The sequence below is a fragment of the Bradyrhizobium sp. CCBAU 45321 genome (assembly GCF_028128975.1).
GTDB lineage: Bacteria > Pseudomonadota > Alphaproteobacteria > Rhizobiales > Xanthobacteraceae > Bradyrhizobium > Bradyrhizobium yuanmingense.
The window spans coordinates 108678-132051 of record NZ_LFKZ01000119.1 but is presented as its reverse complement, the minus strand read 5'-3'; the positions used below and the strand labels follow the sequence as shown (position 1 = coordinate 132051).

Annotated in this window: 17 protein-coding genes; 16 read left to right on the top strand and 1 reads right to left on the bottom strand. The window is 65.7% G+C overall.

Translation table 11 applies throughout. From position 1 onward, the window contains the following. Positions 1-34: 34 nt before the first annotated feature. The 8 genes from ACM43_RS16120 to ACM43_RS16085 all read left to right on the top strand — a co-directional run bounded on the left by ACM43_RS16120 (position 35) and on the right by ACM43_RS16085 (position 12559). Positions 35-2392 carry a TonB-dependent receptor gene (locus tag ACM43_RS16120; protein ID WP_271541177.1) on the top strand — a complete coding sequence of 786 codons (2358 nt, stop codon included), beginning with the start codon at positions 35-37 and terminating at the stop codon, positions 2390-2392. Between the two features lie 12 nt (positions 2393-2404). Next, the gene (locus ACM43_RS16115) at positions 2405-3829 is read left to right on the top strand and encodes a PepSY domain-containing protein (protein WP_271541175.1); all 1425 of its coding nucleotides are present in this window, start codon (positions 2405-2407) and stop codon (positions 3827-3829) included. A 451-nt stretch (positions 3830-4280) separates the two neighbouring features. Further along, positions 4281-6290, top strand: coding sequence for a hydantoinase/oxoprolinase family protein (locus tag ACM43_RS16110; protein ID WP_271541174.1), 2010 nt, complete (start codon positions 4281-4283; stop codon positions 6288-6290). Beyond that, the gene (locus tag ACM43_RS16105; protein ID WP_271541172.1) at positions 6287-7867 is read left to right on the top strand and encodes a hydantoinase B/oxoprolinase family protein; all 1581 of its coding nucleotides are present in this window, start codon (positions 6287-6289) and stop codon (positions 7865-7867) included. Before ACM43_RS16110 ends, ACM43_RS16105 begins: the two co-directional genes overlap by 4 nt. A gap of 10 nt (positions 7868-7877) precedes the next feature. Then, on the top strand, positions 7878-9173 hold the full coding sequence (locus tag ACM43_RS16100) for an aminotransferase class III-fold pyridoxal phosphate-dependent enzyme (protein WP_271541170.1): 1296 nt from the start codon (positions 7878-7880) through the stop codon (positions 9171-9173). Then, a complete protein-coding gene (locus tag ACM43_RS16095) occupies positions 9170-10846 on the top strand; it encodes a long-chain-fatty-acid--CoA ligase (RefSeq protein ID WP_271541168.1) in 1677 nt (558 codons plus the stop codon). Before ACM43_RS16100 ends, ACM43_RS16095 begins: the two co-directional genes overlap by 4 nt. 115 nt (positions 10847-10961) lie before the next feature. Next, positions 10962-11894: an N-carbamoyl-D-amino-acid hydrolase gene (locus tag ACM43_RS16090; protein WP_271541166.1), complete on the top strand. Its 933-nt coding sequence runs from the start codon at positions 10962-10964 to the stop codon at positions 11892-11894. 5 nt (positions 11895-11899) lie between these two features. Then, positions 11900-12559, top strand: a complete 660-nt coding sequence (locus ACM43_RS16085; protein WP_271541164.1) for a flavin reductase family protein — start codon at positions 11900-11902, stop codon at positions 12557-12559. On the opposite strand, the gene ACM43_RS16080 is transcribed toward ACM43_RS16085, so the two are convergent. Next, entirely contained in the window at positions 12556-13218 is a 663-nt protein-coding gene (locus ACM43_RS16080; protein ID WP_157282598.1) for an aspartate/glutamate racemase family protein, read from the bottom strand. The genes ACM43_RS16085 and ACM43_RS16080 overlap by 4 nt on opposite strands. 56 nt (positions 13219-13274) lie before the next feature. On the opposite strand from ACM43_RS16080, the gene hydA reads away from it, so the two are divergent. The 8 genes from hydA (at position 13275) to nikE (ending at position 23233) form a co-directional block, all read left to right on the top strand. Further along, positions 13275-14744 carry a dihydropyrimidinase gene (gene hydA / locus ACM43_RS16075; protein ID WP_271541162.1) on the top strand — a complete coding sequence of 490 codons (1470 nt, stop codon included), beginning with the start codon at positions 13275-13277 and terminating at the stop codon, positions 14742-14744. 16 nt (positions 14745-14760) lie between these two features. Beyond that, complete coding sequence (locus ACM43_RS16070; protein ID WP_271541160.1) at positions 14761-15735, top strand: NAD-dependent epimerase/dehydratase family protein; 975 nt, start codon at positions 14761-14763, stop codon at positions 15733-15735. A 1-nt stretch (position 15736) separates the two neighbouring features. Then, positions 15737-16486, top strand: a complete 750-nt coding sequence (locus ACM43_RS16065) for an SDR family oxidoreductase (RefSeq protein ID WP_271541158.1) — start codon at positions 15737-15739, stop codon at positions 16484-16486. Then, a complete protein-coding gene (locus ACM43_RS16060) occupies positions 16483-17919 on the top strand; it encodes an NAD(P)-binding domain-containing protein (protein WP_271541156.1) in 1437 nt (478 codons plus the stop codon). Before ACM43_RS16065 ends, ACM43_RS16060 begins: the two co-directional genes overlap by 4 nt. Before the next feature lie 119 nt (positions 17920-18038). Beyond that, positions 18039-19658, top strand: a complete 1620-nt coding sequence (locus ACM43_RS16055) for an ABC transporter substrate-binding protein (protein WP_271541153.1) — start codon at positions 18039-18041, stop codon at positions 19656-19658. Positions 19659-19686: 28 nt separating this feature from the next. After that, the gene (locus ACM43_RS16050) at positions 19687-20721 is read left to right on the top strand and encodes an ABC transporter permease (RefSeq protein WP_271541243.1); all 1035 of its coding nucleotides are present in this window, start codon (positions 19687-19689) and stop codon (positions 20719-20721) included. Beyond that, positions 20718-21566 carry an ABC transporter permease gene (locus tag ACM43_RS16045; RefSeq protein ID WP_036005271.1) on the top strand — a complete coding sequence of 283 codons (849 nt, stop codon included), beginning with the start codon at positions 20718-20720 and terminating at the stop codon, positions 21564-21566. Before ACM43_RS16050 ends, ACM43_RS16045 begins: the two co-directional genes overlap by 4 nt. Then, positions 21563-23233 (top strand): nickel ABC transporter ATP-binding protein NikE, encoded by a 1671-nt coding sequence (gene nikE, locus ACM43_RS16040; RefSeq protein WP_271541151.1) that lies wholly within the window; start codon positions 21563-21565, stop codon positions 23231-23233. Before ACM43_RS16045 ends, nikE begins: the two co-directional genes overlap by 4 nt. Positions 23234-23374 lie beyond the last annotated feature (141 nt).

Sequence of the window (23374 nt, the reverse complement as noted above, 5' to 3'; positions counted from 1 at the left end):
ACGTGCCACTGACGTCATACCGAGGTTTTGACCTGTGTCTTCCATCCGTATCGCACGACCGCGCCGCGTCCTGCTGGTTTCCGCCGCGTTCACGTCCTTCGCCGCTCTTGGTCCGCCTGCCGCTCTGGCGCAGCAGGCCCGGGAGTCCCTGCCACCCATCGAGGTGTCGCCCGCCCAGGCGCGCAAGCCGGCCAAACAGGCAGCAGGAGCGGCGCAGAGCGCGCGTCGCGCGGCAGCGCGCAGGCCGGCGGCTGTATCCGCCGCGCCAAAACCCGTCATGCCGGATTCGACGGCACAGACGCCTCTCAACACCAATGCCGTTGCCGAAAGCGCCTCGCGGCTCGGCCTGACGGTGCGGCAGACGCCCGCGACCGTCGAGGTGATCTCGGCCGAAACGATGCGCGAGCAGGGCTATCGCACCGTGTCCGAGGTGGCGCAGGGCGCCGTCGGCGTCACCTCGGGCGACAACCCGGCCGAACCTTCCGCCTTCTCCATGCGCGGCTTCACCAACAGCCAGATCAACACGCTCTACAACGGCATCAAGATCGGTCCGCAGAACATGACCTCGCGGATCGTGGATACCGCCAATCTGGAAGCGGTGGAATTCCTCAAGGGCCCGGCTTCGCTGATTTCGGGCGAGGGCGCCGCGGGCGGTGCTATCAACTTCGTCACCAAGCAGCCCCACACCGGACCTGCCCGTAACGATGCCAATTTCTCCTGGGACTCGCTGAATTCGTTCCGTGCCCATTACGGCTCCGGCGGCAGCACCAATGTGCAGGGACTGGACTATCGCTTCGACATCAGCCGCTCCACGCTCAACGGCTTTGCCGATGACACCAATGTCAGGACGTTCGGCACGTCCGGCCAGCTCAACTACCGTGTTTCCGACAGCCTCAGGATCTGGGGTGCGGTCGAATATCGTGAAGACCGCTCGAAGGCCTATTGGGGCGCGCCGCTGGTGCCGGTCGCCTTCAGCGGTTCGCACGCGACGACGGGGATCGTCTCCGGCAATTACGTCTCGAATTACAACGGAACGAATCTCGGTGCCGTCACCATCGACGATCGCACCTTCAACACCAATTACAACGTTCTCGATAACCGCAACGTGGCGCAGGAAGTGTGGCTGCGTGGCGGATTCGAGCTGAAGCTCGCGCCTGACCTCACGCTGAAAAGTCAGGCCTATGGCTATGGCGCGGAACGAATCTGGTTCAATAACGAGATCGAGGCGTTCAATTCCACCACGAACCTGGTCGATCGCGAGCGTTTCTATGTCGCCCACAGCCAGCGGCTGGTCGGCAACATCACCGACCTGATCTGGGATACAAATATTGCGGGCTTCGATAACCGGCTGGTCACGACGCTGTCGTCGAGCTATCTCGATTTCGTCAGGCCCGGCGCGGCAAACTTTCCCGGCGATTCCGTTTCGCTGGTCGACCCCAACCGCGGTTTCTACGGCCTGCTCACGACGCAGCAGCAGACCGCACGCATCGACAACGAGGCGCTGTCATTCGAGGACAGGCTCAAGCTGACGCGCAGCTTCGCGCTGATCGGCGGCCTCCGCGTCGAGCATATCGGGCTCGACCGTAATTCGACCGACAAGAACGGGATCGTGAAGGCGGGCTTCCCGTTCACGAAAGACTGGGCGCCGGTGACGGGCCGCATCGGCTACACCTGGGAGGCCGTTCCCGGCCTGACCTTCTTCAGCCAGTACGCCACCGGCGCCGACGTCGCAGCCAACAACATCTTCCTGCTCTCGCCCACCCAGCCGCTCGATCTGACCACCGCGCGCACCTATGAGACCGGTGTCAAGCACCTGTTCTGGGACAACCGGGCGGAATGGTCGTTCTCGGCCTACGACATCGTGCGCAAGAACGTCTATGCGGCCGCCGGCGGCATGCAGCTGAATATCGCCGGGCGGCAGGAGTCGAAGGGCATCGAGCTTGCCGCCTCGATACGCCCGATCGAGCCGCTGCGGCTGTGGGGCAACATCGCCTATGTCGATGCGCGCTATGCCGACTACAATTTTGCCGGCGGCTCGTTCTCGGGCAACACGCCGCCAAACGTGCCGCGTATCGTCGCAAACGCCGGCGCGTCGTATCGCTTCTTCACACCGTGGCCGGTGGAGCTTGGCATCACCGGTCGTCATGTCGGCGACCGCTACAACACCGACGCCAACGTCGTGACGATGAAGGCCTACACCGTGGCCGACGTCTACGCCTTCGTCGACATCCCCAAGACGGCGTTCAATGCGGTCGACCAGGCCCGCCTGACCTTCCGTGTCCGCAACATCACTGATAAGCGCTATGCGATCTGGGGCGATCCGTTCTATCCGGACCAGATCCTCCTGGGCGCGCCGCGCACCTATGAAATATCGGCCGCGTTCAAATGGTGAGGCCCTGAGCGCATGATGGGCGCGATCGTCCTCACGCATCGCTGGCTCGGCATCGCGTTCTGTCTGTTGTTCGCGATGTGGTTCGCGAGCGGGATCGTCATGCACTTCGTCCCGTTTCCGTCGCTGACGGAAGCGGAGCGATTTGCCGGACTTGTGCCGGTCGATCGCGACGGGACGAGGATCTCGGTCGCGGACGCCGTTGCGGCGAGCGGGATTGCCGATGCGACACGTGTTCGGCTGATCCAGCGGAGCGATGGACCGGTCTACGTCGTCTCGGGCTCCGCAGGTTCGCGAGCGGTTCGCGCCTCCGATGGAGGAGACGCGTCGGTGACATCAGCCGATGTCGCGCTCACCATCGTGCAAGCTTATTCACGTCAGCGCGGGCTTGAGGCGGTGCGCGCTGCAATCGTCGCGCGGTCGGACTACGATCAGTGGAGCGTGCCGAACGGTTTTGATCGGCATCGCCCCTTGTTTCGCGCCGCTCTCGGCGATGCCCCTGGAACGGAGGTCTACGTTTCGTCGCTGACCGGCGAAATCGTCCTGGATACGACGCGCAGCGAGCGCGCGTGGAACTGGGCCGGCAGCGTGCTGCACTGGATCTATCCGACAATTCTGCGCAGCAGCTGGGCGCTGTGGGATCGCGTGGTCTGGACGCTGTCGCTGCTGGCCCTGATCGCAGCACTGCTTGGCGCGGTGCTCGGAATCGTGCGTGTGAAGATACGGGGACGCCAGCTCTCGTCGCCCTATCGGGACTGGCACGCCCTGCATCACATCATCGGTCTTGTCGTGACCGTGTTCGTGCTGACCTGGATCTTCAGCGGCTGGCTGTCGATGGATCACGGCCGGCTGTTCTCGCGCGGGCAATTGACGCCGGCGGAGGCCGCCGTGGTCGATGCCGCCCCGGATTGGCGAGACGCTTCATCGCTGCAGCCAATATCGCCGTCGGCGCTCGAGGTCGAATGGTTCGCGTTCGGCGCCAAGGTCTATCGGCGCGACCGGGTTGGTCTCGGCCGTCAGGCTTTGATCAAGGCAGGGGACGTGCCACGCGGACAGTCGGCATATCTGGATAGGCCGGAGATCGGCGACCTGACAGCGCGCCTTGGCGCCGGCTGTGCCGCACCGTTCCTGCTCGCCGGCAACGACGGCTATCCAGCGCAATCCGCACTTCCGGGGGTCCCCGTCTACCGCACAACGTGCGGCGATCTCTGGTTCGATGTCGATGCTGCCGATGGCAAGGTGCTGCAAAGGCTGGACCCGTCGCGCCGCGCCTATCGCTGGCTTTACAGTGCGTTGCACACGCTTGACTTCCCGATTCTGCTGGCTCATGCGCGGCTGCGTGACGCTCTCATCGTCGGGCTCTGTACGCTCGGGCTGATGTTCTCCATCACCGGCATCGTCATCGGTTGGCGGCGCTTGCGGGCATGGCTGGCAGCCTGAGCAGCTTGAAACGGCACGCCGGGTGCTACGCCCGGTTATCCACCAGCGGCCGGTGATGTTCTCGCTTACTGACCGTACAATAAAGAGAGGCTGAGCCGACCTCCGTGCATAGCTCCTGGTCAGTCCTCTCTCCCGCACCGCCGTTCGATCGCCTGCAAATTAGACAAGCGACCTCGCGCGATCCGATTGCAGTGCAACGGGCGCTTCTATTTGCCTCGAAGAATCCAGGGGTGGGCTGCACATTTCTGCTTCGTGTGCTTCTGCTCTCTGCGCGAGCAGCGCTGCACTAAAACGTGCAGTCGATGGTGCGCCGCGCAATGCCGGTGGCTGTGCTGGCCCAGTGGTTTGCGACAACTCTGGCCCTATCCCGCGGCCATCGCTCTGTCGCACGCTCGCACGTGATGGCATGACAGGGAATGATGATGAACGTCATGCGTAGCTGACTGTGCAGATGAGCGATTCCGGCAATCACTGGGAGGTCGGCACCGATATCGGTGGCACCTTCACCGACATCATCGCGATCCGGCGCGATTCCGCGGAAGCGCGGATTGCCAAGGTGCCGTCGCGCCCCGACGCACCGGTGCAGGCGATGCTGGAGGCGATCGAGGCGGTCGGCCTGCGCAAGAGCGAGGTCAAGCGCTTCGTCCACGGCACCACGCGCGTGACCAACGCGATCGTCGAGAACCGGCTGCCGAAGGTGGCGTTGGTCGCGACCGAAGGCTTTGCCGACGTGCTCGAGATCGCCCGCTATCGCCGGCGCGATCTCTATCGGCTCGACATTCCGCCGAAATCGCCGCCTCTGGTGCCGCCCGAACGATGCTTTGGGCTCGCCGAGCGCCTCGATCATGAGGGCCGGGTGCTGAAGGCGCTCGAGGAAGCCGAGATCGAACGCCTGGTGGCGTGGCTGAAAGGCACCGGCGTTCAGAGCGTTGCGGTCGCGCTCCTTCACGCTTATGCCAATCCAGTCCACGAGAAGATGCTGGGCGAGCGGCTCAGGGGCGTCGTCGCCCATGTCTCGCTCTCGCACGAGGTCAATCCCGAGGCGCGCGAATATGAGCGAACCTCGGCAACCGTGTTCAACGCGGCCGCGATGCCGATCGCGGTTCAATATCTCAGCGAGCTGGAGCAGCGGCTGCCGATCGGGCCCGGTCTGCAGGTGTTTCACTCCGCCGGCGCCATGGTCCCGATTTCGGCGGTGAAGCGGCGTCCGCTGGTGATGGCGATGTCGGGCCCGGCGGCCGGCGTCTCGGCGTCGGTCAGCATCGCGCGCCAGCTCGGCTGCGCGCGGATGCTGACCTTCGACATGGGCGGCACCACGACGGACGTGTGCCTGATCATCGACGGCCAGGCCGAAATGACCGACGGCCGCATGCTCGGCGACAAGCCGCTGCGCCAGCCGATGCTCGCGGTGCATTCGATCGGCGCCGGCGGCGGATCGATCGTGCGCAACGGTCCCGGCGGCCTGACGGTCGGGCCGGAAAGCGCCGGCTCCGAGCCGGGCCCGGCCTGCTATGGCCGCGGCGGCACGGAGCCGACCATCACCGATGCCAATGCGGTGCTCGGCTATCTCAATCCCGAGACCAAGCTTGGTGATCGCATCGGGATCGACATCGCGGCCGCAAAGCGCGTCATCGCGCCGATTGCCCGCGCGCTCGGGCTGAGCCTGACGGAGACGGCGCTCGGCATCATCAAGGTCGCGAACGCGACCATGGCCCGCGCGCTCCGCCGTGTCACGGTCGAGCGCGGCATCGATGGCCGCGACTGTACGTTGCTCGCCTTCGGCGGCGGCGGTCCTATGCATGCCGCGGGCCTCGCCGATCTCTACGGCATTGCAGAGGTGGTCGTGCCCAGTGCCTCGAGCGCGTTCTCGGCGCTGGGTTGCCTCACTGCCGATTTCAGCTTCCTGCAGCAGCAGACCCTTCGCGCTGCCCTCGACGGCATCGATCTCGCGCGCGTCTCGGAACGGATCGAGGCCCTGATTGCCGATGCCTCGGCGCCGCTTCTCGCCAACAATGTTGCGAAGGCCGAGATCCAGGTCGAGCTGGTGGCCTTGATGCGCTACGCCGCGCAGAACGACGCCATTCCGGTATCCTTCACGCTGCCGCTCGACGTTGCCAGGCTGAAGCAGGACTTCCTGACGCGGCATCATGAGCTGTTCGGCTATGCGACCGGCGAACCCTGCGTTATCGAGTCGGTGCGGGTGCAGGCCCGTCGCCCGTCGACGACAATTGTCAGCCGGCCGGCGACCGCGGCGAGGGCAGTGTCTATGACCACGCGCACCTGCTCGTTCGACGGCTTCCACGACATCGCAACCGCGATCGTCGACCGCGCGTCGCTCACCGAGACCATCAATGGTCCCGCCATCATCGAAGACGCCTGGTCGACCGTGGTGGTGCCGCCGGGCTGGCAGGCGAGGCCCGATCCATCGGGCAATCTGTTCCTGACGCGGAGGGCGGCATGAAGCTCGATCCGTTCGTCGTCGAGGTCATCAGGCATGGGCTCTCCGCCGCGGCCGAGGAGATGAGCCTCGTGATGACGCGTTCGGCGCGCTCGCCGCTCCTGCGCGAGGCCGGCGACCTGTCATCGGCGATTACCGACGGCCATGGCGGCCTGGTCGGGCAGGGCCGCGACATTCCGATCCATCTCGGCGCGATGGCCTACACCATCCCCGAACTCCTGAAGGTGATGCCGCGCGATGGCCTGAACGACGGCGACGTCGTGATCTACAATGTCGGCGCGCTCGGCGGCAATCATCTCAACGACGTCAAGGTCGTGCGCCCCGTCTTCTTCGAGGGCGAGATCGTGGCTTTCGCAGTCAGCCTTGCGCATTGGCCTGACATCGGCGGCACCTGGCCCGGCAGTTATTTCGCCAAGGCCGTCGATACGTTCCAGGAGGCGATGCGGATTCCGCCGGTGCTGATCGCGACTGCCGCCGGCCTCAGTACGCCGATCGTGCAGCTGCTCAAGGCCAACGTTCGCGATGCCGAATCCTGCGAGGGCGATCTCCTTGCCCAGATCGCGGCGACCAAGGCCGGCGAGAAGCGCATCGTCGAGCTCTGCCGCGAGCATGGCAAGGCAGTCTTCATGGCGGCGCAGTCGCGCCTGCACGACCTCTCCGAAATCGAGATGCGGGCGGCACTGCGCGATCTTCCGGATGGCGTCTACGAGGGCGAGGATTATCTCGACGACGGCAGCGCAAACAATGCGCCGGCGCGCATCCATGTGAAGATCACCATTCGCGGGGATGAAGCGACCTTCGACCTCTCCGGAAGCTGCGACCGCGTCTCCAATTTCTGCAACACGACGCCGTTCATGGCGCGCTCGGCGGTCGCCTATGCCGCGCGCATCATGAGCGGACGCGACATGCAGCAGAACGCCGGCGCACTGCGGCCGCTGACCATCATCACGCGCCCGGGTTCGATCCTCGAGCCCGGCTGGACCGCCTCCGTTGCCGCCGGCAATCACGAGACCTCCATGCGCATCGTCGATGCGATCTTTCGCGCCATGCAGGACACCATTCCCGAGCGTCTGTCGGCGGGCGGGGCGACCACCGCGGGCGTGCTGTTCTTTGCCGAGCCGCGGCCGAACGGGTCGTGGAAGATGCTCTACGAGGTCCATGGCGGCGGTGAAGGCGCGCGGCACGATCGCGCCGGCACGTCCGCAACCCGCGTGCATCTGTCCAACACTTCGAACACACCGGTCGAGGTGATCGAGGCGAACTACGCGATCCGGCTCGAGCAGCAGGCGATTCGCCGGAATTCCGGCGGCGCGGGCGCACATCGCGGCGGTGACGGCTCCGTCCGCACCTACCGCATCCTGGCGCCCTCGATGCACCTGACCACTTGCATCGAGCGCATGGTGATGGCGCCGTGGGGCATGCAGGGCGGCTCTCCCGGCGAGGCCTGCCGCATCTCGCTGGTCCGGCAGGGCGCCAACGTCGCCATCGACGGCAAGTCGAACCTGGTGTTGCAGCAAGGCGATCTCGTCACGATCGAGATGTGCGGTGGCGGTGGCTACGGCGCCGTTCCGGCGGAGTGAGGCAGTGGCGATGAGCAGATTGTTGCGAACCGGGCTGAATGCGGGCGAGGCTGCGCCGATGGCCGTGGTCGGCGGCGAGGGCGTCTACTTTCACCTTGCGGATGGCCGCAAGCTGATCGACGGCAGCAACACCGGCGGCGGACTCGGCCACCGCCATCCCGCAATGGTGGAGGCGATCCGCCGCGCGGCGGATACGCCCGTCGTCAACGAGGGCTGGACCTGGGTCGGCCGCGAGCAGGCCGCCGACGATCTGATGGCTATCGCCTTCAAGGGCGAAGAGGACTGGGTCGGCGCGGTGCGCTTCTGCATCAGCGGCAGCGAGGCCAATGACATGGCGCTGTCGCTGTGCCAGGCGTTGACGCAGCGCTCGGCGCTGGCAACGCGCGAGCGCGCCTATCACGGCATCACCGGCCTGTCGCGCAGCATGACCGTGCAGCCGCAATGGCACGGCGGTCTCGCCGTGCACGCCGGCGGCTCCAAGATGCCGGCACCGATGGCGCCGGTGCGGATCCTGCCGGCGCCGCATGGCGCGATCTACGGCGCGCCGGCCAACAAAGCGCCGCCCAGTGAATATCTGGCGGATGCTCCGCGCCTGCTCTCGGATACGGCAGCGACGATCATCGACTACACCCAGGGCGGCATCTATTACGACGGTGCCTATCAGGATGAGGTCGCGCGCTGCGCCCGGCAGGCCGGCTCGTACTGGATCGCGGACGAGGTCGTCACCGGCGCGGGCCGCGCGGGCCGCTGGTTCGCGTTCCAGGGCGCGCAGAGCCGCCCCGATATCGTGACGCTCGGAAAGTCGCTCGGTGGCGGCGCGGCCGCTGTGGCTGCCGTCGTGGTGTCGAAAGACATCGTCGAGCGGCTGAAGGGAACGAGCTGGCAGAATTACGGCACGCTGCGCGGTCATCCGATCAGCATGGCTGCGGTGAGCGCTTATCTGAAGGTCGTCAGCGACGATAAGATTCTGGAGCACATCGCGAGCCTCGAGAAGCTGTTCGCCCGCCGCCTGCTCGCGATCGCACAAAAGCATCCGAGCGTGCAGCGCGTAGCGGGGCAGGGGCTGCATTGGACGGTTGAGCTGCACGGCCCGGACTGGCGCACCTGGCACGCCGACACCACCGAGGTGCCGATTGCTTCGCGCGTCGCGGAACGCGCGCTGGAAGCAGGCGCGGTGATCGGTACCAGCGGCGAGCAGACCTCGCTGTTCCTGGCGCCGGCGCTGGTGATTTCCGAGAGGGAGGCTAACCAGCTTCTGGACGCGCTCGACCACGGCCTGGATATCGCTGACGAGAAGCACGGGTGAACCACACAACGTCCCTGATGTCACCGGCCTGGCCGGCGAACGAGCCCTGGTATCTCGCGATGCCGGAGGGGACGCTCTACGACGCGCTGGCGCGTGCTGCACGTGAACGTCCCTCGCATCCGGCGACAATGTTCTACGGGGCGAGCCTGAGCTACGCCGAGCTGCGTGACCGGGTCGATGCCATGGCCGGCTTTCTGCAAGGCGTTTGCGGAGTGAAGCGCGGCGACCGCGTCATGATCGCGCTGCAGAATTCGCCGCAGTACGTCATCGCTTACTATGCGACGATGCGGGCGAACGGCGTGATCGTGCCGGTCAATCCCATGAACAAGACCGCCGAGATCGCGTATCTCGCCGCGGACAGCGGCGCCAGGGTTGCAATCATCGGCAGCGAGCTAAGCGATGTGTTTGCACCGCTGGTAGGCGAGGCGATTACGCATGGGATTGTCGCGCGGTACCGCGACGAAGTTCCAGCCGCGACGCCCTACACGCTGCCATCATGCGTGACCGAAGCGCCGTTGGAGCCGCCGTCATCGCCGGGCTGGTATTCGTGGTCGCCCGCGATAATGCAGGACCTGCAGCCGGGTGCGATGGAGGCGGGGCCGGCGGATCTGATGATCCTGCCCTATACCTCAGGGACAACAGGCAAGCCCAAGGCGTGCATGCACACCCATCGCAGCGCGCTGTTCACCGCCGTCTTGCAGGCGCGCTGGTATGGGCTCGATGGCAGCGACGTGATGACCGGCTTCATGCCGCTGTTCCATGTCGCGGGCATGCAGGGCTCGATGAATGCCGCCATCGTCTCCGGCGCCACGCTGCTGCTGATGGCGCGCTGGGACAAGGATCTGCTGCCGGATTTGTTCGAGACCTATGGCGTCACATTCTGGAACGCCGCGCCGACCATGATCGTGGATGTGCTCGCCAGCGCCAGCTTCCGCGACAAATGTTTTGCGAAGCTCAAGGTGCTGACTGGTGGCGGCGCGGCGATGCCGACAGCCGTCGCGGAACGGCTGAAGGGGCGGTTTGGGCTCGATTTCGTCGAGGGCTACGGCATGACCGAGACGATGTCTCCAACGCACCTCAATCCAATGGCGGCGCCGAAGCGGCAGTGCCTCGGCATCGCCGTGCACGAGACCGATGCCAGGGTGATCGACCCCGACAGCCTGGTCGAGCTCGACGACAACGTGGTCGGCGAGATCGTCGTGCACGGGCCGCAGGTGCTGCAGGGTTACTGGAACAGGCCGGAGGCGGATGCCGAAGCCTTCATCGAGCGGGACGGCAAGCGGTTCCTGCGCACGGGCGATCTCGGCTACCGCGATGCCGGCGGCTATTTCTTCGCCGTCGACCGCCTGAAGCGGATGATCAATGTCAGCGGCTTCAAGGTGTGGCCGGCCGAGGTCGAGGCGGCGATGTACCAGAACCGGGCTATCCGGGAATGCTGCATCATTTCAGCGCCGGACGGCTATCGCGGTGAGACCGTCAAGGCGCTGGTGGTGCTCGATGACGCCGCGCGCGCGACGACGTCGGAGGGCGACATCGTCGGCTGGGCGCGGAGCGCGATGGCGAGCTACAAGGCGCCGCGCGCCGTCGTCTTCGTCGAGTCCCTGCCGCGGACCGCTAGCAACAAGGTCAACTGGCGGCTGTTGCAGGATGCCGAATGGGGGCGGACGGCATGAAAGCTGCTCGGCTGGAAAAACAGCGCGAGGCTGCGATATGCTGCGCGCGCCAACACGCCCCTGAAGGTGCGATCCCAAGCCTCGCCAAGAAACTCAAGAAATCAGGAATTCGCTGATGCGCATCGTCAATGTCGCCGCCGCCCAGATGGGCCCGATCCAGAAAGCCGACAGCCGCGAGGCCGTGGTCAAACGCATGATAGCGCTGATGGACGAAGCCAAGAGCAAGGGTGCCGACCTGATCGTCTATCCCGAGCTGGCGCTGACGACGTTCTTCCCGCGCTGGTACGTCGAGGACCGCGCCGAGTTCGACATCTGGTTCGAACGCGAGATGCCGAACGCGGCGACCAGGCCGCTGTTCGAGCGCGCGGCGCAGCACGGAATCGCGATGAACTTCGGCTATGCGGAGCTGACGCCGGACGGTCATCATTTCAACACCGCGATCCTGACCGACAAAACCGGCAAGATCGTCGGCAAATACCGCAAGGTGCATTTGCCGGGCCATGTGGAATACGACAGCAAGCGCTCGCACCAGCACCTGGAGAAGCGCTATTTCGAGCCGGGCGATCTCGGCTTCAAGGTCTGGCGCGAGCTCGGCGGCATCATCGGCATGGCGATCTGCAACGACCGCCGCTGGCCCGAGACCTATCGCGTCATGGGCCTGCAGGGCGTCGAAATGGTGCTGATCGGCTACAACACGCCGTCGGTGAATGCCGAGAAGAGCGAGGAGGGCGTCGAGAAGCGCCTGTTCCACAACCGCCTCTCGGTGCAAGCCGGCGCCTATCAGAACGCGACCTGGGTGGTCGCAGTCGCCAAGGCCGGCAATGAGGACGGTCATGCGCTGTTCGGCGGCAGCCTGATCGTCGATCCCAATGGCGAGATTGTCGCCGAGGCCAAGAGCGAAGACGACGAGGTGCTGGTCCACGCCTGCGACCTCGACGCCACGGCCTTCGGCAAGACCACGATCTTCGATTTCGCTCGCCATCGCCGCATCGAACATTACGGCCTGATCACCAGCCAGACCGGCGCGGTGCCGCCGCCGGAGACGTGACGCCGATGGCTGACAAAGGCATCTCCTTGCGTGAACTCGATCCGCGCGATCGCTACAAGCTGCTGTGCGGCGTGGTGGTGCCGCGGCCGATCGCGCTGGTGACGACGCTGGACGAGAACGGGGCGGTGAATGCCGCGCCGTTCAGCTTCTTCAACGTGTTCTCCGAGAGTCCCGCGCTGATCGTGCTCGGACTCCAGCACAAGCCGGATCACGCGCCAAAGGACACCACCCGCAACATCCATCGCGACGGCGAGTTCGTGGTGCACATGGTGGACGAGGCGCTGTCAGGCGCGATGAACGACTGCGCGGTCGATTTTCCCTCCGGCGCCAGCGAGGTCGCCGCGACGGGCCTGGCCACGCTTCCCTCCGTCGACGTGAAGGTGCCGCGCCTCGCCGCGGCCCCCTTCGCGCTGGAATGCCGGCGCCATGTCGTGCTGACCTTCTCGCCCGATCGCGAGCTCCTGGTCGGCGAGGTCTTGCGGGTTCACGCCCGCCAGGGCCTGGTCGATACCGCCAACATGTATGTCGATCTCGACGCCTATCGGCCGATCGGCCGCATGTTCGGCAATCTCTACACCACCCAGCGCGACACGTTTGCCCTGGTCCGCGAAAGCCATGCGCAATGGCTCGCGCGCCAGGACACCAAAGAGCTGAAGGACGCCTAGTGAGCCGAGAACTGCACCGTACCCAGCGCCATGGTGACGGCCGCCTGTGTCGGGTCGATGACGGGAATCCGCAGCGCGTCTTCCAGCGCGCGGCGGTGGCGCGCCATGCCGGCGCAGCCCATCACGACGGCACGGGCGCCGTCCTCGTCGCGCAGCGCGCGGCCGACCTCGATCATCTTGGCGAGCGTACCTTCGCCCGAAGCGGTTTCGGCGACGCTCATGTTCAGCGGCCGCTCGCCGGAAAAGCGGTCGGTCAGGCCCATCTGTCTGAGATAGCGCATGTGACGCGGGATCGAACGCTGGGCGATCGCGATGACGCCAAAAGTCTCCGCGCGGGAAAGCGCCGTCAGCACGCCGCACTCGGCGATGCCGAACACCGGGCGGTCGGTGCCTTCGCGGCAAACCTGCAGTCCGGGATCGCTGTAGCAGGCGATGATGAAGGCGGCCGAGCTGTTGTCGCTTTCGACCAGCTTTCGCAGCGGGATCGCAACGCTATCGGCGTCCGCCTGGCTTTCAATGCCGAACGGACCCTCGGCCAGCGTCTGGCAGACCACCTCGGGCCCGCCCTCGAAATCGAGCGGCTTCAACGCGTCCTCCAGCCCCTGCGTGACCTTGTGGTTGGAGTTCGGGTTGATGACGAGAATGCGCGGCCGGGACATGATGGACTTCCTGCGAGAATAAGCGAACGTGCCTCGAGCCTATCACGGAGTGCCTCATGACTGAACCCGCTTACGACCTGATCATCCGCGGCGGCCACGTCGCCACCACGACCGATGTCTTCGAGGCCGACGTCGCCGTCTCCGGCGAGACCATTGCGGCCATCGGCCGCGGGCTTCCTCCCGGAAGGCGCGAGATCGACGCGCGCGGCAAGCTGGTGCTGCCCGGTGGGGTCGACAGCCATGCCCATATCGAGCAGCTGTCGGCCGCCGGCATCATGAACGCCGATACGTTCGAGAGCGCCACCGTCTCCGCCGCCTTCGGCGGCACCACCACGGTGATTCCGTTCGCGGCGCAACATGTCGGCATGAAGCTGCCACAGGTCGTCGCCGACTATCACGCCCTGGCGAAGAAGGGTGCGGTGATCGACTACGCCTTTCACATGATCATTGCGGACGCGACCAAGGAGACGGTCGAGGAACACATTCCCGCGCTGGTGAAGCAGGGCCATGCCTCGATCAAGATCTTCATGACGTACGACCGGCTCAAGGTCGACGACGAGCCGCTGCTCGACATCCTGCTCGCGGCGCGCCAGTCCGGTGCGATGCTGTGCGCGCATGCCGAGAACCACGGCATCATCGCCTGGATGGTGAAGCGGCTGCTGTCGCGCGGCTACACCATGCCGAAATACCACGCCGTCAGCCACGCCCGCGTCTCGGAGGCGGAAGCCTTCACCCGGCTGATCGGCATGGCGGCGCTGATCGACCAGCCGATCATGATCTTCCATGTCTCGACAGCCGAAGGCGCCAAGGTGATCCGCGACTCGCGCGGGCAGGGGCTCAAGGTCTTTGCCGAGACCTGCCCGCAATACCTGTTTCTGACCGCCGCTGATCTCGACAAGCCCGGCGCCGAGGGGGCGAAGTGGATGTGCAGCCCGCCGCCGCGCACGCATGCCGACCAGGAGGCGCTGTGGCAGGCGCTCTCGCTCGGCGATCTCCAGACCATCTCGTCGGACCACGCGCCGTATCGCTACGACGAGACCGGCAAGCTGCGCGCCGGCCCGAACCCGAATTTCAAGCAGGTCGCCAACGGCCTGCCGGGCCTTGAGCTGCGGCTGCCGCTGTTGTTCGACGCGATGGTGTCGAAGGGACGGCTGGGCCTCGAAAAGTTCGTCGAGCTGACCGCGACGGCGCCCGCAAAGATCTACAACCTGCATCCGCGCAAGGGCTCGATCGCCGTCGGGGCCGACGCCGATATCGCGATCTGGGATCCCAGCCGCGAGGTCACCATCGCGGACCAGATGATGCACGACCTCGCCGGCTACACGCCGTTCGCGGGTCGCAAGCTCAAGGGTTGGCCGGTGTCGGTGCTCTCGCGCGGCCGCGTGATCATCGAGGGCGACAAGTGCCTCGCGAGCGCCGGCAGCGGAAAATTCCTCGCACGCAGCGGCGGCGAGGCGGCCAGGCCGACCGGCCGGCTCGTCGCCGACATGGATCCCGAACGGAATTTTGGAGCCAGGCTGCTGTGATGGCGGATTGCGCGCGATGAGGATCGTCATCTTCGGCGGCACCGGCTTTGTCGGCCTGAATCTCGCCGAGGTGCTGCTCGCGCGTGGGCACGAGGTGACGCTGTATGATCGTAAGCAACTTCCGGCTGAAGCGGAGCGATCCTTTGCCGACCACCGGGAGCGGCTCACGACTATTCAGGGCGAGATCTCGGACGTCGAGCGGATCGACGCACTTGTGAAGCAGGGCTTTGATGCGATGGTCCTTGGCGCTGCCATAACCGCCGGGGAGCAGCTCGAGCGGTCCATGACCTCGACCATCCTCGAGATCAATGTGATGGCTCAGTTCCCGATTCTGAGCGCTGCGATCCGCCGCGGTGTTCGGCGCGTGATCAATCTGTCCTCGGCATCCGCCTATGGCGCGGCGGGGCAACGCTATCCGATATTGGACGAGGAGACGCCGTGCGATCCCGTCTCCTTCTACGCGATCAGCAAATTCACGTCAGAGAGATGCGTTGCGCGGCTTGCCGAGTTGTGGGGAGGCGATTTTCTGAGTGTGCGCTTAAGCGCAGTGTTCGGTCCGTGGGAACGGATCGGGAAGGTGCGCGACACGCCAAGCCTCCAGTTTCAGATTCTGGCGGAGTTTGCGCGCGGCGAACCGGCGCTGCTGCCGGCGCGGGGCATTAAGGACTGGACCTACGCGCCGGACGCTGCCGAGGCTGTGGCTGTGCTGATCGAAGCCGAGCGGCCGCGCCACCGGCTCTACAACATCTCCAGCGGCACGGCCTGGTCGGCGCTGCAATGGGGCGAGGCGTTTGCGGCCCTGCATCCCGGGCTGGAGTGTCGGCTGGCGGAGCCGGGCGAGAAGACCTTCATCAAGCTTCATGGGGGCGATCGCGCGCCGCTCTCAGTGACGCGAATGGCCGACGAATTCGGTTGGCGCGCGCGGTTCGGCTGTGCGGACTCGGCTGCTGCGATGAGCGCCTGGTGGATGCAGCACAGGGAGGGGATCTGACATGCGGCTGCAGGGGCGCACGGCCATCGTCACCGGCGCGGGCTCGGGCATCGGCCGCGCCAGCGCAAAACTGTTCGCGGAGGAGGGCGCACGCCTTGCTCTGGTCGATCGCGACGCCGCCGGTCTTGAGGAAACAATGAGCCTGGTCGGCGAAGCGACGACGCATGTCGGCGACGTCGGCGATGGCGCATTCGCCGAAACCGTCGTCGGCGACGTCGTGGCCCGGCATGGCCGGCTCGACATCCTGATGACCGCGGCCGGCTTCTCCTGCGGCGGCACGGTGCTGACGACGAGCCTGGAAGACTGGGATGCGGTGTTCCGCGCCAATGTCGGCGGCACCTGGCTGTGGGCGCGGGCGGCGGTGCCGCAGATGCAGCGGCAGAACAGCGGCTCGATCATCACGCTGGCCTCGCAGCTCGCCATAGCCGGCGGCAAGGGCAATAGCGCCTATATCGCGGCCAAGGGCGCGATCATCAGCCTGACGCGCACCATGGCGGTGGATTTCGCCGCCGACGGCATCCGCGTCAACGCAATCGCTCCCGGCGCGATCGACACGCCGATGCTTCGCCGCAGCTTTGCGCGTCACGCTAATTCCGAGGAAGTGCGCGAGGCTTCGCGCAACCGCCACGCCATGAAACGGTTCGGCCGGGCGGAGGAGATTGCGCAGACCGCGCTGCATCTCGCCAGCGATGCCTCGTCGTTCACGACCGGCACCGTGATGGTGGTCGACGGAGGCTGGCTCGCGGCATGAGTGAGGCGCTCATCCAGCTCGAAGCGGACGTGCACGCCGATCTCGCTCGGATCGCGCATCCCGGCGCGGCGTGGCTCGAACCGAAAGCAGGGCCAGACGGCAAGCCGGCGCTGGATGTTCTCATCATCGGCGCCGGCCAGTCCGGCATCGCCATCGGCTTCGGCCTGCTGCGCTCGCGCGTCAGCAACATCCTACTGATCGACAAGGCCGAAGAGGGCAAGGAGGGCCCGTGGCTCACCTACGCCCGGATGCCGACGCTGCGCAGCCCGAAGGACTACACCGGTCCTGACCTCGACATCCCCAGCCTGACCTATCAGTCCTGGCACGAGGCCCGCTTCGGCACGGCGAGCTGGCAGGAGCTCGGCCTGATCGCGCGCGAGCATTGGGCGGAGTATCTGCTCTGGCTGCGGCGCACGGTCGGCTTGCCGGTGCGCAACGCTTGCGAGCTCAAGGAGATCGCGCCGGCGGCCGCCGGCCTGCTCGCTGCGCGCGTGAAACGGGCAGGAGAGGTCGAAACGCTCTATGCCCGCAAAATCGTGCTGGCGACAGGGCAGGAGGGCATGGGCGGCTGGATGATTCCGGAGCAGCTGATGCATCTGCCGGCGAGCTCTGTTGCGACCGTCGCCGACCACATCGGCTTCGAAAGCCTGCGCGGCAAGCGCGTCGCCGTCATCGGTGCCGGCGCCTCCGCCTTCGACAATGCGGCGACTGCGCTGGAGGCCGGTGCGGCTGAAGTGCACCTGCTGTGCCGCCGTGCGCAGATCCAGGTGATCCAGCCCTATCGCTGGCTGACCTTTCGTGGCTTCCTGCGTCATCTCAGCGATCTCGACGATGCCTGGCGCTGGCGCTTCATGCGCAAGATCCTCGAGATGCGCGAGGGATTTCCGCAGCCGACCTATGACCGCTGCGCGCGTCACGCCAACTTCACACTGCACGAGGGTGCGCCGGTCGAAGCCGCGCGCAAGACCGATAACGGCGTTGAACTCCAGACGCCGCGCGGCGCCATCACCGCCGATTTCGTCATCTGCGGCACCGGCATCGACATGGACTTTGCCGACCGCGGCGAGCTCGCCAAATGTGCCGGCAACATCGCGACCTGGGCCGACCGCTACCAGCCGCCGGAAGACGAACGCAACGAACGGCTCGGCCGCTTTCCCTATCTCGCCGACGACTATGCCTTCATCGAGCGTGTGCCCGGAAAGACGCCGTGGATCGCCGACATCCATCTGTTCGCCGTCGCCTCGACCATGAGCTTCGGCCCGTCGGGCTCGTCGATCAATGCGATGACGACCGCCGTTCCAAAGCTGGTCCACGGCCTGACGCGCGGCCTGTTTCGCGCCGATGTCGAACGGCACTGGGATTCGCTCAGCGCCTATGACGTGCCGCAGGCCGTGGTGACGCGTCAGGCGCGAGAAATGGGGGAATCGCTGTGATCACCCATGCGCCGTCGCGACGTCGCGTCCCTCGAAATGTCCGATCGGACTGGCGCGCAACTTGCTTCCTTCTGAACCTGCCTTGCTGGCGTTTTCGTTCGAAATTCAGGGAAAAACCAATGCGTTTTGTGTCTTTCAGACTGGCGACCTCAGTTCTCGCTACCACTGCGCTGCTGCTCGTCGCCACTGCGCCGTCGCAAGCGCAAACCAGGGCAGAGACCTTGCGCTACGTCACCGGCGCGTCCGTCAACACGCTCGATCCCAACATCCCCGGCTCGACCCGCGAATCCTTCGCGCTGAGTATGAGCACCTACGACCGGCTGGTGGCATTCGGCCGCAAGCAGCTCAACGGCAAATGGGTGTTCGACCTCGACACGATCACCGGCGAGCTCGCCGAATCCTATGACGTCAGTCCCGACGGCCTGAAGATCACCTTCCGCCTGCGCAAGGATGCAAAGTTCCAGGACGGCTCGCCGGTCACGGCCGAAGACGTCAAGTGGTCGCTCGACCGCTGCGTCACCGCGCCGATCCTCGGCAAGGCGCAGCTGCTGACGGGCTCGCTGACGTCGGCCGATCAGTTCAAGGTGATTGATCCCCTCACCATCGAGGTGACGCTTCCAAAACCCGACAAGCTTGCGCTGCCTAATCTTGCCACCGTCTACCCGATGATCATCAACTCGAAAGTGGCGAAAGAGCACGCGACGGCTGACGATCCCTGGGCCACGGCCTGGCTGAAGGAGCACACCGCCGGCAGCGGCGCCTATGCGGTCGAGAGCTTCAAGCCGGGCGAGCAGGTGATCATCAAGCGCAACGAGGCCTGGAATCGCGGATCGCCGGGCAAGCCGGCGTACTTCAAGCGCGTCATCGTGCAATCGGTGCCGGAGCCGGCGACCCGTGCCAACCTCGTCGAGCGCGGCGATGCAGATCTCGTGCTCGACCTGCAGGCCAGCGACGTGCAGTCGCTGGAGGCCAAGGGCAAGCTCAAGGTAATCTCGACGCCGCAATACAACGCGGTCACCTACGTCTCGATGAACAACCAGATCCCGCCCTTCGACAACGTCAATGTCCGCCGCGCCATCGCTTCCGCGCTGCCCTATGAGGACATGTTCAAGGCGGCCCTGTTCGGCCGCGGCGCGCCGCTGTTCGGTGCGACCTGGCCGGACGGCAAGCCGCTGAACGGCATCTATCCGTTCCAGCAGCCGGTGAAGCTCGATCTCGACAAGGCCAGGGAGTACCTCAAGGCTGCAGGTCTGCCCGAAGGCTTCTCGACCACCTTCAGCTTCAATGTCGGCCAGGCCGCGACGGCCGAGCCGATGGCCGCCCTCGTCAAGGAGTCTCTTGGCAAGATCGGCATCAAGGTCGACATCCAGAAGCTGCCGGACGCGCAGATGTCGACGCAGATCAACGAGAAGAAGCTGCCGTTCTTCACCGAAGGTATCGTCGCCTGGCTGCCGTCGACCGACTATTTCTACCGCAACTTCTACACCGGCACTCAGCGCTGGAATTACTCTTCGATCAACAATCCGGACCTTGCCGCGATTGCGCAGGAGGCGCGCTTCGAGCCGGATAAGGCCAAATACGAGGCAGCCGGCCGCAAGCTCAACGCGATGCATTTCGACCTGATGCCGCAGATCATGCTGTGGCAGCCCAATCAGGACGCGGTGATGGCGCCGTCGATCGAAGGCTACACCTATGAGTTCCACCGCCAGGTGGATTATCGCGATGTCAGCCGCAAGTGACATCCGCGGCGAGCAGGGACACTGAATGGTGACGACCGGTCTTGGTGCAACGATGGTGCGGGCGGGCAGGCGGCTCTTGTCGTCGCTGCCGGCATTGTTCGGTGTGCTGGTCTTCACCTTCCTGTTGATGCGCGTCCTGCCCGGCGACCCCGCGGTGTTCTTCGCCTCGGGGCCCAATGCCGGCAAGGAGGAGATCGAGCAGATCCGCAAGCAGATGGGGCTCGACAAATCCGTGCCGGAGCAACTCGTGTTCTATCTCTCCGACATCGGCCACGGCAATCTCGGCCGCTCGATGATGACCGGCCAGCCGGTGCTGAAGGACCTGCGCGAGCGATTGCCGGCCTCGCTCGAGCTCACCTTCACCGCACTGCTGATCGCGCTGATCGCGGCAGTGCCGCTTGGGGTGCTGGCGGCGCTGCGGCCGGGATCGGTCATCGATCACGGCGTGCGGCTGTTCTGCGCACTTGGGGTCTGCGTGCCGACTTTCGTCTCGGGCCTGCTCTTGATCTACGTCTTCTATTATCTGCTCGGGCTGGCCCCTGATCCGACGGGGCGCATCGACGTCTTCACCTCGCTGCCGCCGCAGCGTACCGGCTTTCTCTCGATCGACTTCCTGCTCGCCGGCGACGTCGAGGGCTGGTGGGCGGCCTGCAGGCAGTTGATCCTGCCGGCAGTGAGCATGGCGCTATTCGTGATCGCGCCGCTGGCGCGGATCACCCGCGCCTCGATGCTGGTCTCTCTCGGCAGCGATTTCGTGCGCACCGCGCGCTCGGTCGGATTGTCCTGGCGCAAGGTGGTCGTCACCTATGCGCTCCGCAACGCGATCCTGCCGGTCATCACCATCGCCGGCATCGTGTTCTCGACCATGCTGGGCGCCAACGTGCTGGTGGAGAAGGTGTTCTCCTGGCCGGGCGTTGCCTCCTATGCGCTCGATGCGCTGCTGTCGTCCGACTATGCGCCGGTGCAGGGTTTCGTGCTGCTGATGGCCAGCCTGTTCGTGCTGGTCAATCTCGTCGTGGACATCTGCTACGGCATCGCCGATCCCAGGGTGTCGATCGAATGACCAGCGCCACACTTCGCCATTCGGTTTGGATCCTGCGCGGCAATCCGCTCACGGCGGTGGCCGCGGCCGGGGTGACGCTGTTCGTCCTGGTCGCGATCTTCGGACCGTGGATCGTGCCCTACGATCCCGTGGCCTCGAACGTCTCGGAGGCGCTGCTGCCGCCGAGCGCGGCGCATATTGCCGGCACGGACCAGCTCGGCCGCGACGTGTTCAGCCGCCTCATCATCGCTGCACGGCTCGACCTTGCCATCGCAGTCTCCGCGGTCGGAATTTCCTTCGTGATCGGGGCCGTCGTCGGCGCGTTCTGCGGCTATGCCGGCGGACGGCTCGATCGCGCCGTCGGCCGCTTCGTCGACGTGATGATGGCCTTTCCGCTGTTCGTGCTGGCAATGGCGATGGTCGCCGCGCTCGGCAACCGGATCGAGAACATCGTGATCGCGACCGCGATCATCAATCTTCCGTTCTACATCCGCTTCGCGCGCGCCGAGGTCAACGTCCGCCGCAATGTCGGCTGGGTCGAAGCCGCGCGCGCCTGCGGCGAGAGCCATTTCTCGGTGGTGCTGCGCTTCCTGCTGCCGAACATCCTGCCCGCAATGGCTGTGCAGATCTCGCTCAATCTCGGCTGGGCCATTCTCAATGCCGCCGGCCTGTCCTTCATCGGCCTCGGCGTCAAGCCGCCGACGCCGGAATGGGGCATCATGGTCGCGGAAGGGGCGCGCTTCATCTCCACTGGACGCTGGTGGCTGGTGGCCTTTCCAGGCCTTGCGCTGATGCTGGCGGTGCTGTGCTTCAACCTCCTCGGCGACGGCATGCGGGACATTCTCGATCCCCGGATGCGCACATGAGCGAGGATCTGCTCAGGATCGACGACCTCCACGTCGCGTTCTCGACGCGGCGGGGAATGGTCGAGGCCGTGCGCGGCGTCACGCTCACCGTCAAGGCCGGCGAGATGCTCGGTCTCGTCGGCGAGAGCGGCTCGGGCAAGTCGGTTACCGGCTTTGCGACGACGCGGCTGCTCGATGCAGCCGGCCGCGTCACCGGCGGCAAGATCCTGTTCCGCGGGCAGGACGTCACAAAGCTCCGCGGCGATGATCTGCGCCAGCTGCAGGGAGCCGCGATGTCGATGATCTTCCAGAATCCGCGGGCGGCGCTCAATCCGATCCGCGCGATCGGCCTGCAGATCGCGGACGCGATCCTCACCCACAAGCGTATCTCGAAAGAGGCCGCGCGTGCCGAGGCGCTGGACCTGCTGCGCGCCGTTCAGATCCGCGATCCCGAGGCGCGGATGAACGCCTATCCGCACGAGCTCTCCGGCGGCATGTGCCAGCGCGTCATGATCGCGATCGCGATCTCCTGTAATCCTGCGCTGCTGATCGCGGACGAGCCGACCACCGGCCTCGACGTCACCACGCAGAAGGTTGTAATGGATCTGCTGGCAGACATTGCCGCCGCGCGCGGCATGGCGACGATCCTGATCACGCACGACCTCGGCCTGGCCGCGCGCTATTGCCGCCGCATCGCCGTGATGGAGCGCGGCCGCATCGTCGAGGAGGCGAGCCCCGGCATTCTCTTCAGCGCGCCGCAGCACGCTTATACGAGGCGCCTGGTTGCGGCATCGCCGACGGCGACGTCGCGGATCCAAGATCTCGTGACGGAGGAGGAGCGGGAGCGCTACGCGGCTGTCGTCGGCACGCCCAGGCAGGAACCCGCACACGGGACCCCGCCGCTGCTGAAAGTGCGTAAACTGGCAAAACGTTTCGACCAGGGCTCCGCCGCGGTTGCCGACTTCTCGATGACGATGGCGGGCGGCGAGAGCGTCGGGCTGGTCGGCGAGTCCGGCTCCGGCAAGAGCACGACCTCGCGCATGATCTGCCGCCTGATCGATCCGAGCGAGGGCGACATCGTGTTCGACGGGCAGTCGATCGGACACGTGGCGGCGCGCGATTTCCACCGCTCGCCGTTGCGCAAAGACATCCAGATGGTCTTTCAGGATCCCAACGAGAGCCTCAACCCGCGTTTCACGGCGTTCGATTGCATTGCCCATCCTTTGATGCGGCTCGACGGCATGCGCTCGGGCGAAGGCTTGCGCAAACGGGTGGAAGAATGCGCCGAGCGGGTCGGACTGCCGCTCGATCTGTTGCCGCGGTTTCCACATCAGCTCTCCGGCGGGCAGAAGGCCCGCGTCGGCATTGCCCGCGCCATCGCTTGCCGGCCGCGGCTGCTGGTGCTGGACGAGCCGACCGCCGCACTCGACGTCTCGGTGCAGGCGGTTGTGCTGCAACTGCTCGATCGCCTCAGGCGCGAGAACGACATTGCGCTGCTGTTCGTCAGCCACGATCTCAACGTCGTGCGCATGCTGTGCGACCGCACCATCGTGCTGCGCAACGGCGGCATCGTGGAGCAGGGCGAGAGCCGGGCGTTATTTGATAATCCAAAGACCGACTACACGCGCAAACTGGTCGAGGCGATCCCGCATATCGAGACCGGGCCGACGCTGGCGGCCGCTCTGTGAGCCCCGAACTCGCATTCCTGGACCGCCAAATGGCGAGATCCCGCTGGCGAAGCCGCATTTAGTGGCATACCATTTGCTTGCAAATGGGCTCGGTTTCACTTGCCCTTTGCCAATGAACAGCTGGCATCACGGCATTTCTGG

Coding starts and splice junctions, on each gene's coding strand:
- ACM43_RS16115 (WP_271541175.1), top strand. CDS start 2,405: ATGATGGGCGCGATCGTCCTCACGCATCGCTGGCTCGGCATCGCGTTC.
- ACM43_RS16110 (WP_271541174.1), top strand. CDS start 4,281: ATGAGCGATTCCGGCAATCACTGGGAGGTCGGCACCGATATCGGTGGC.
- ACM43_RS16105 (WP_271541172.1), top strand. CDS start 6,287: ATGAAGCTCGATCCGTTCGTCGTCGAGGTCATCAGGCATGGGCTCTCC.
- ACM43_RS16100 (WP_271541170.1), top strand. CDS start 7,878: ATGAGCAGATTGTTGCGAACCGGGCTGAATGCGGGCGAGGCTGCGCCG.
- ACM43_RS16090 (WP_271541166.1), top strand. CDS start 10,962: ATGCGCATCGTCAATGTCGCCGCCGCCCAGATGGGCCCGATCCAGAAA.
- ACM43_RS16085 (WP_271541164.1), top strand. CDS start 11,900: ATGGCTGACAAAGGCATCTCCTTGCGTGAACTCGATCCGCGCGATCGC.
- ACM43_RS16080 (WP_157282598.1), bottom strand. CDS start 13,218: ATGTCCCGGCCGCGCATTCTCGTCATCAACCCGAACTCCAACCACAAG.
- hydA (WP_271541162.1), top strand. CDS start 13,275: ATGACTGAACCCGCTTACGACCTGATCATCCGCGGCGGCCACGTCGCC.
- ACM43_RS16070 (WP_271541160.1), top strand. CDS start 14,761: ATGAGGATCGTCATCTTCGGCGGCACCGGCTTTGTCGGCCTGAATCTC.
- ACM43_RS16065 (WP_271541158.1), top strand. CDS start 15,737: ATGCGGCTGCAGGGGCGCACGGCCATCGTCACCGGCGCGGGCTCGGGC.
- ACM43_RS16060 (WP_271541156.1), top strand. CDS start 16,483: ATGAGTGAGGCGCTCATCCAGCTCGAAGCGGACGTGCACGCCGATCTC.
- ACM43_RS16055 (WP_271541153.1), top strand. CDS start 18,039: ATGCGTTTTGTGTCTTTCAGACTGGCGACCTCAGTTCTCGCTACCACT.
- ACM43_RS16045 (WP_036005271.1), top strand. CDS start 20,718: ATGACCAGCGCCACACTTCGCCATTCGGTTTGGATCCTGCGCGGCAAT.
- nikE (WP_271541151.1), top strand. CDS start 21,563: ATGAGCGAGGATCTGCTCAGGATCGACGACCTCCACGTCGCGTTCTCG.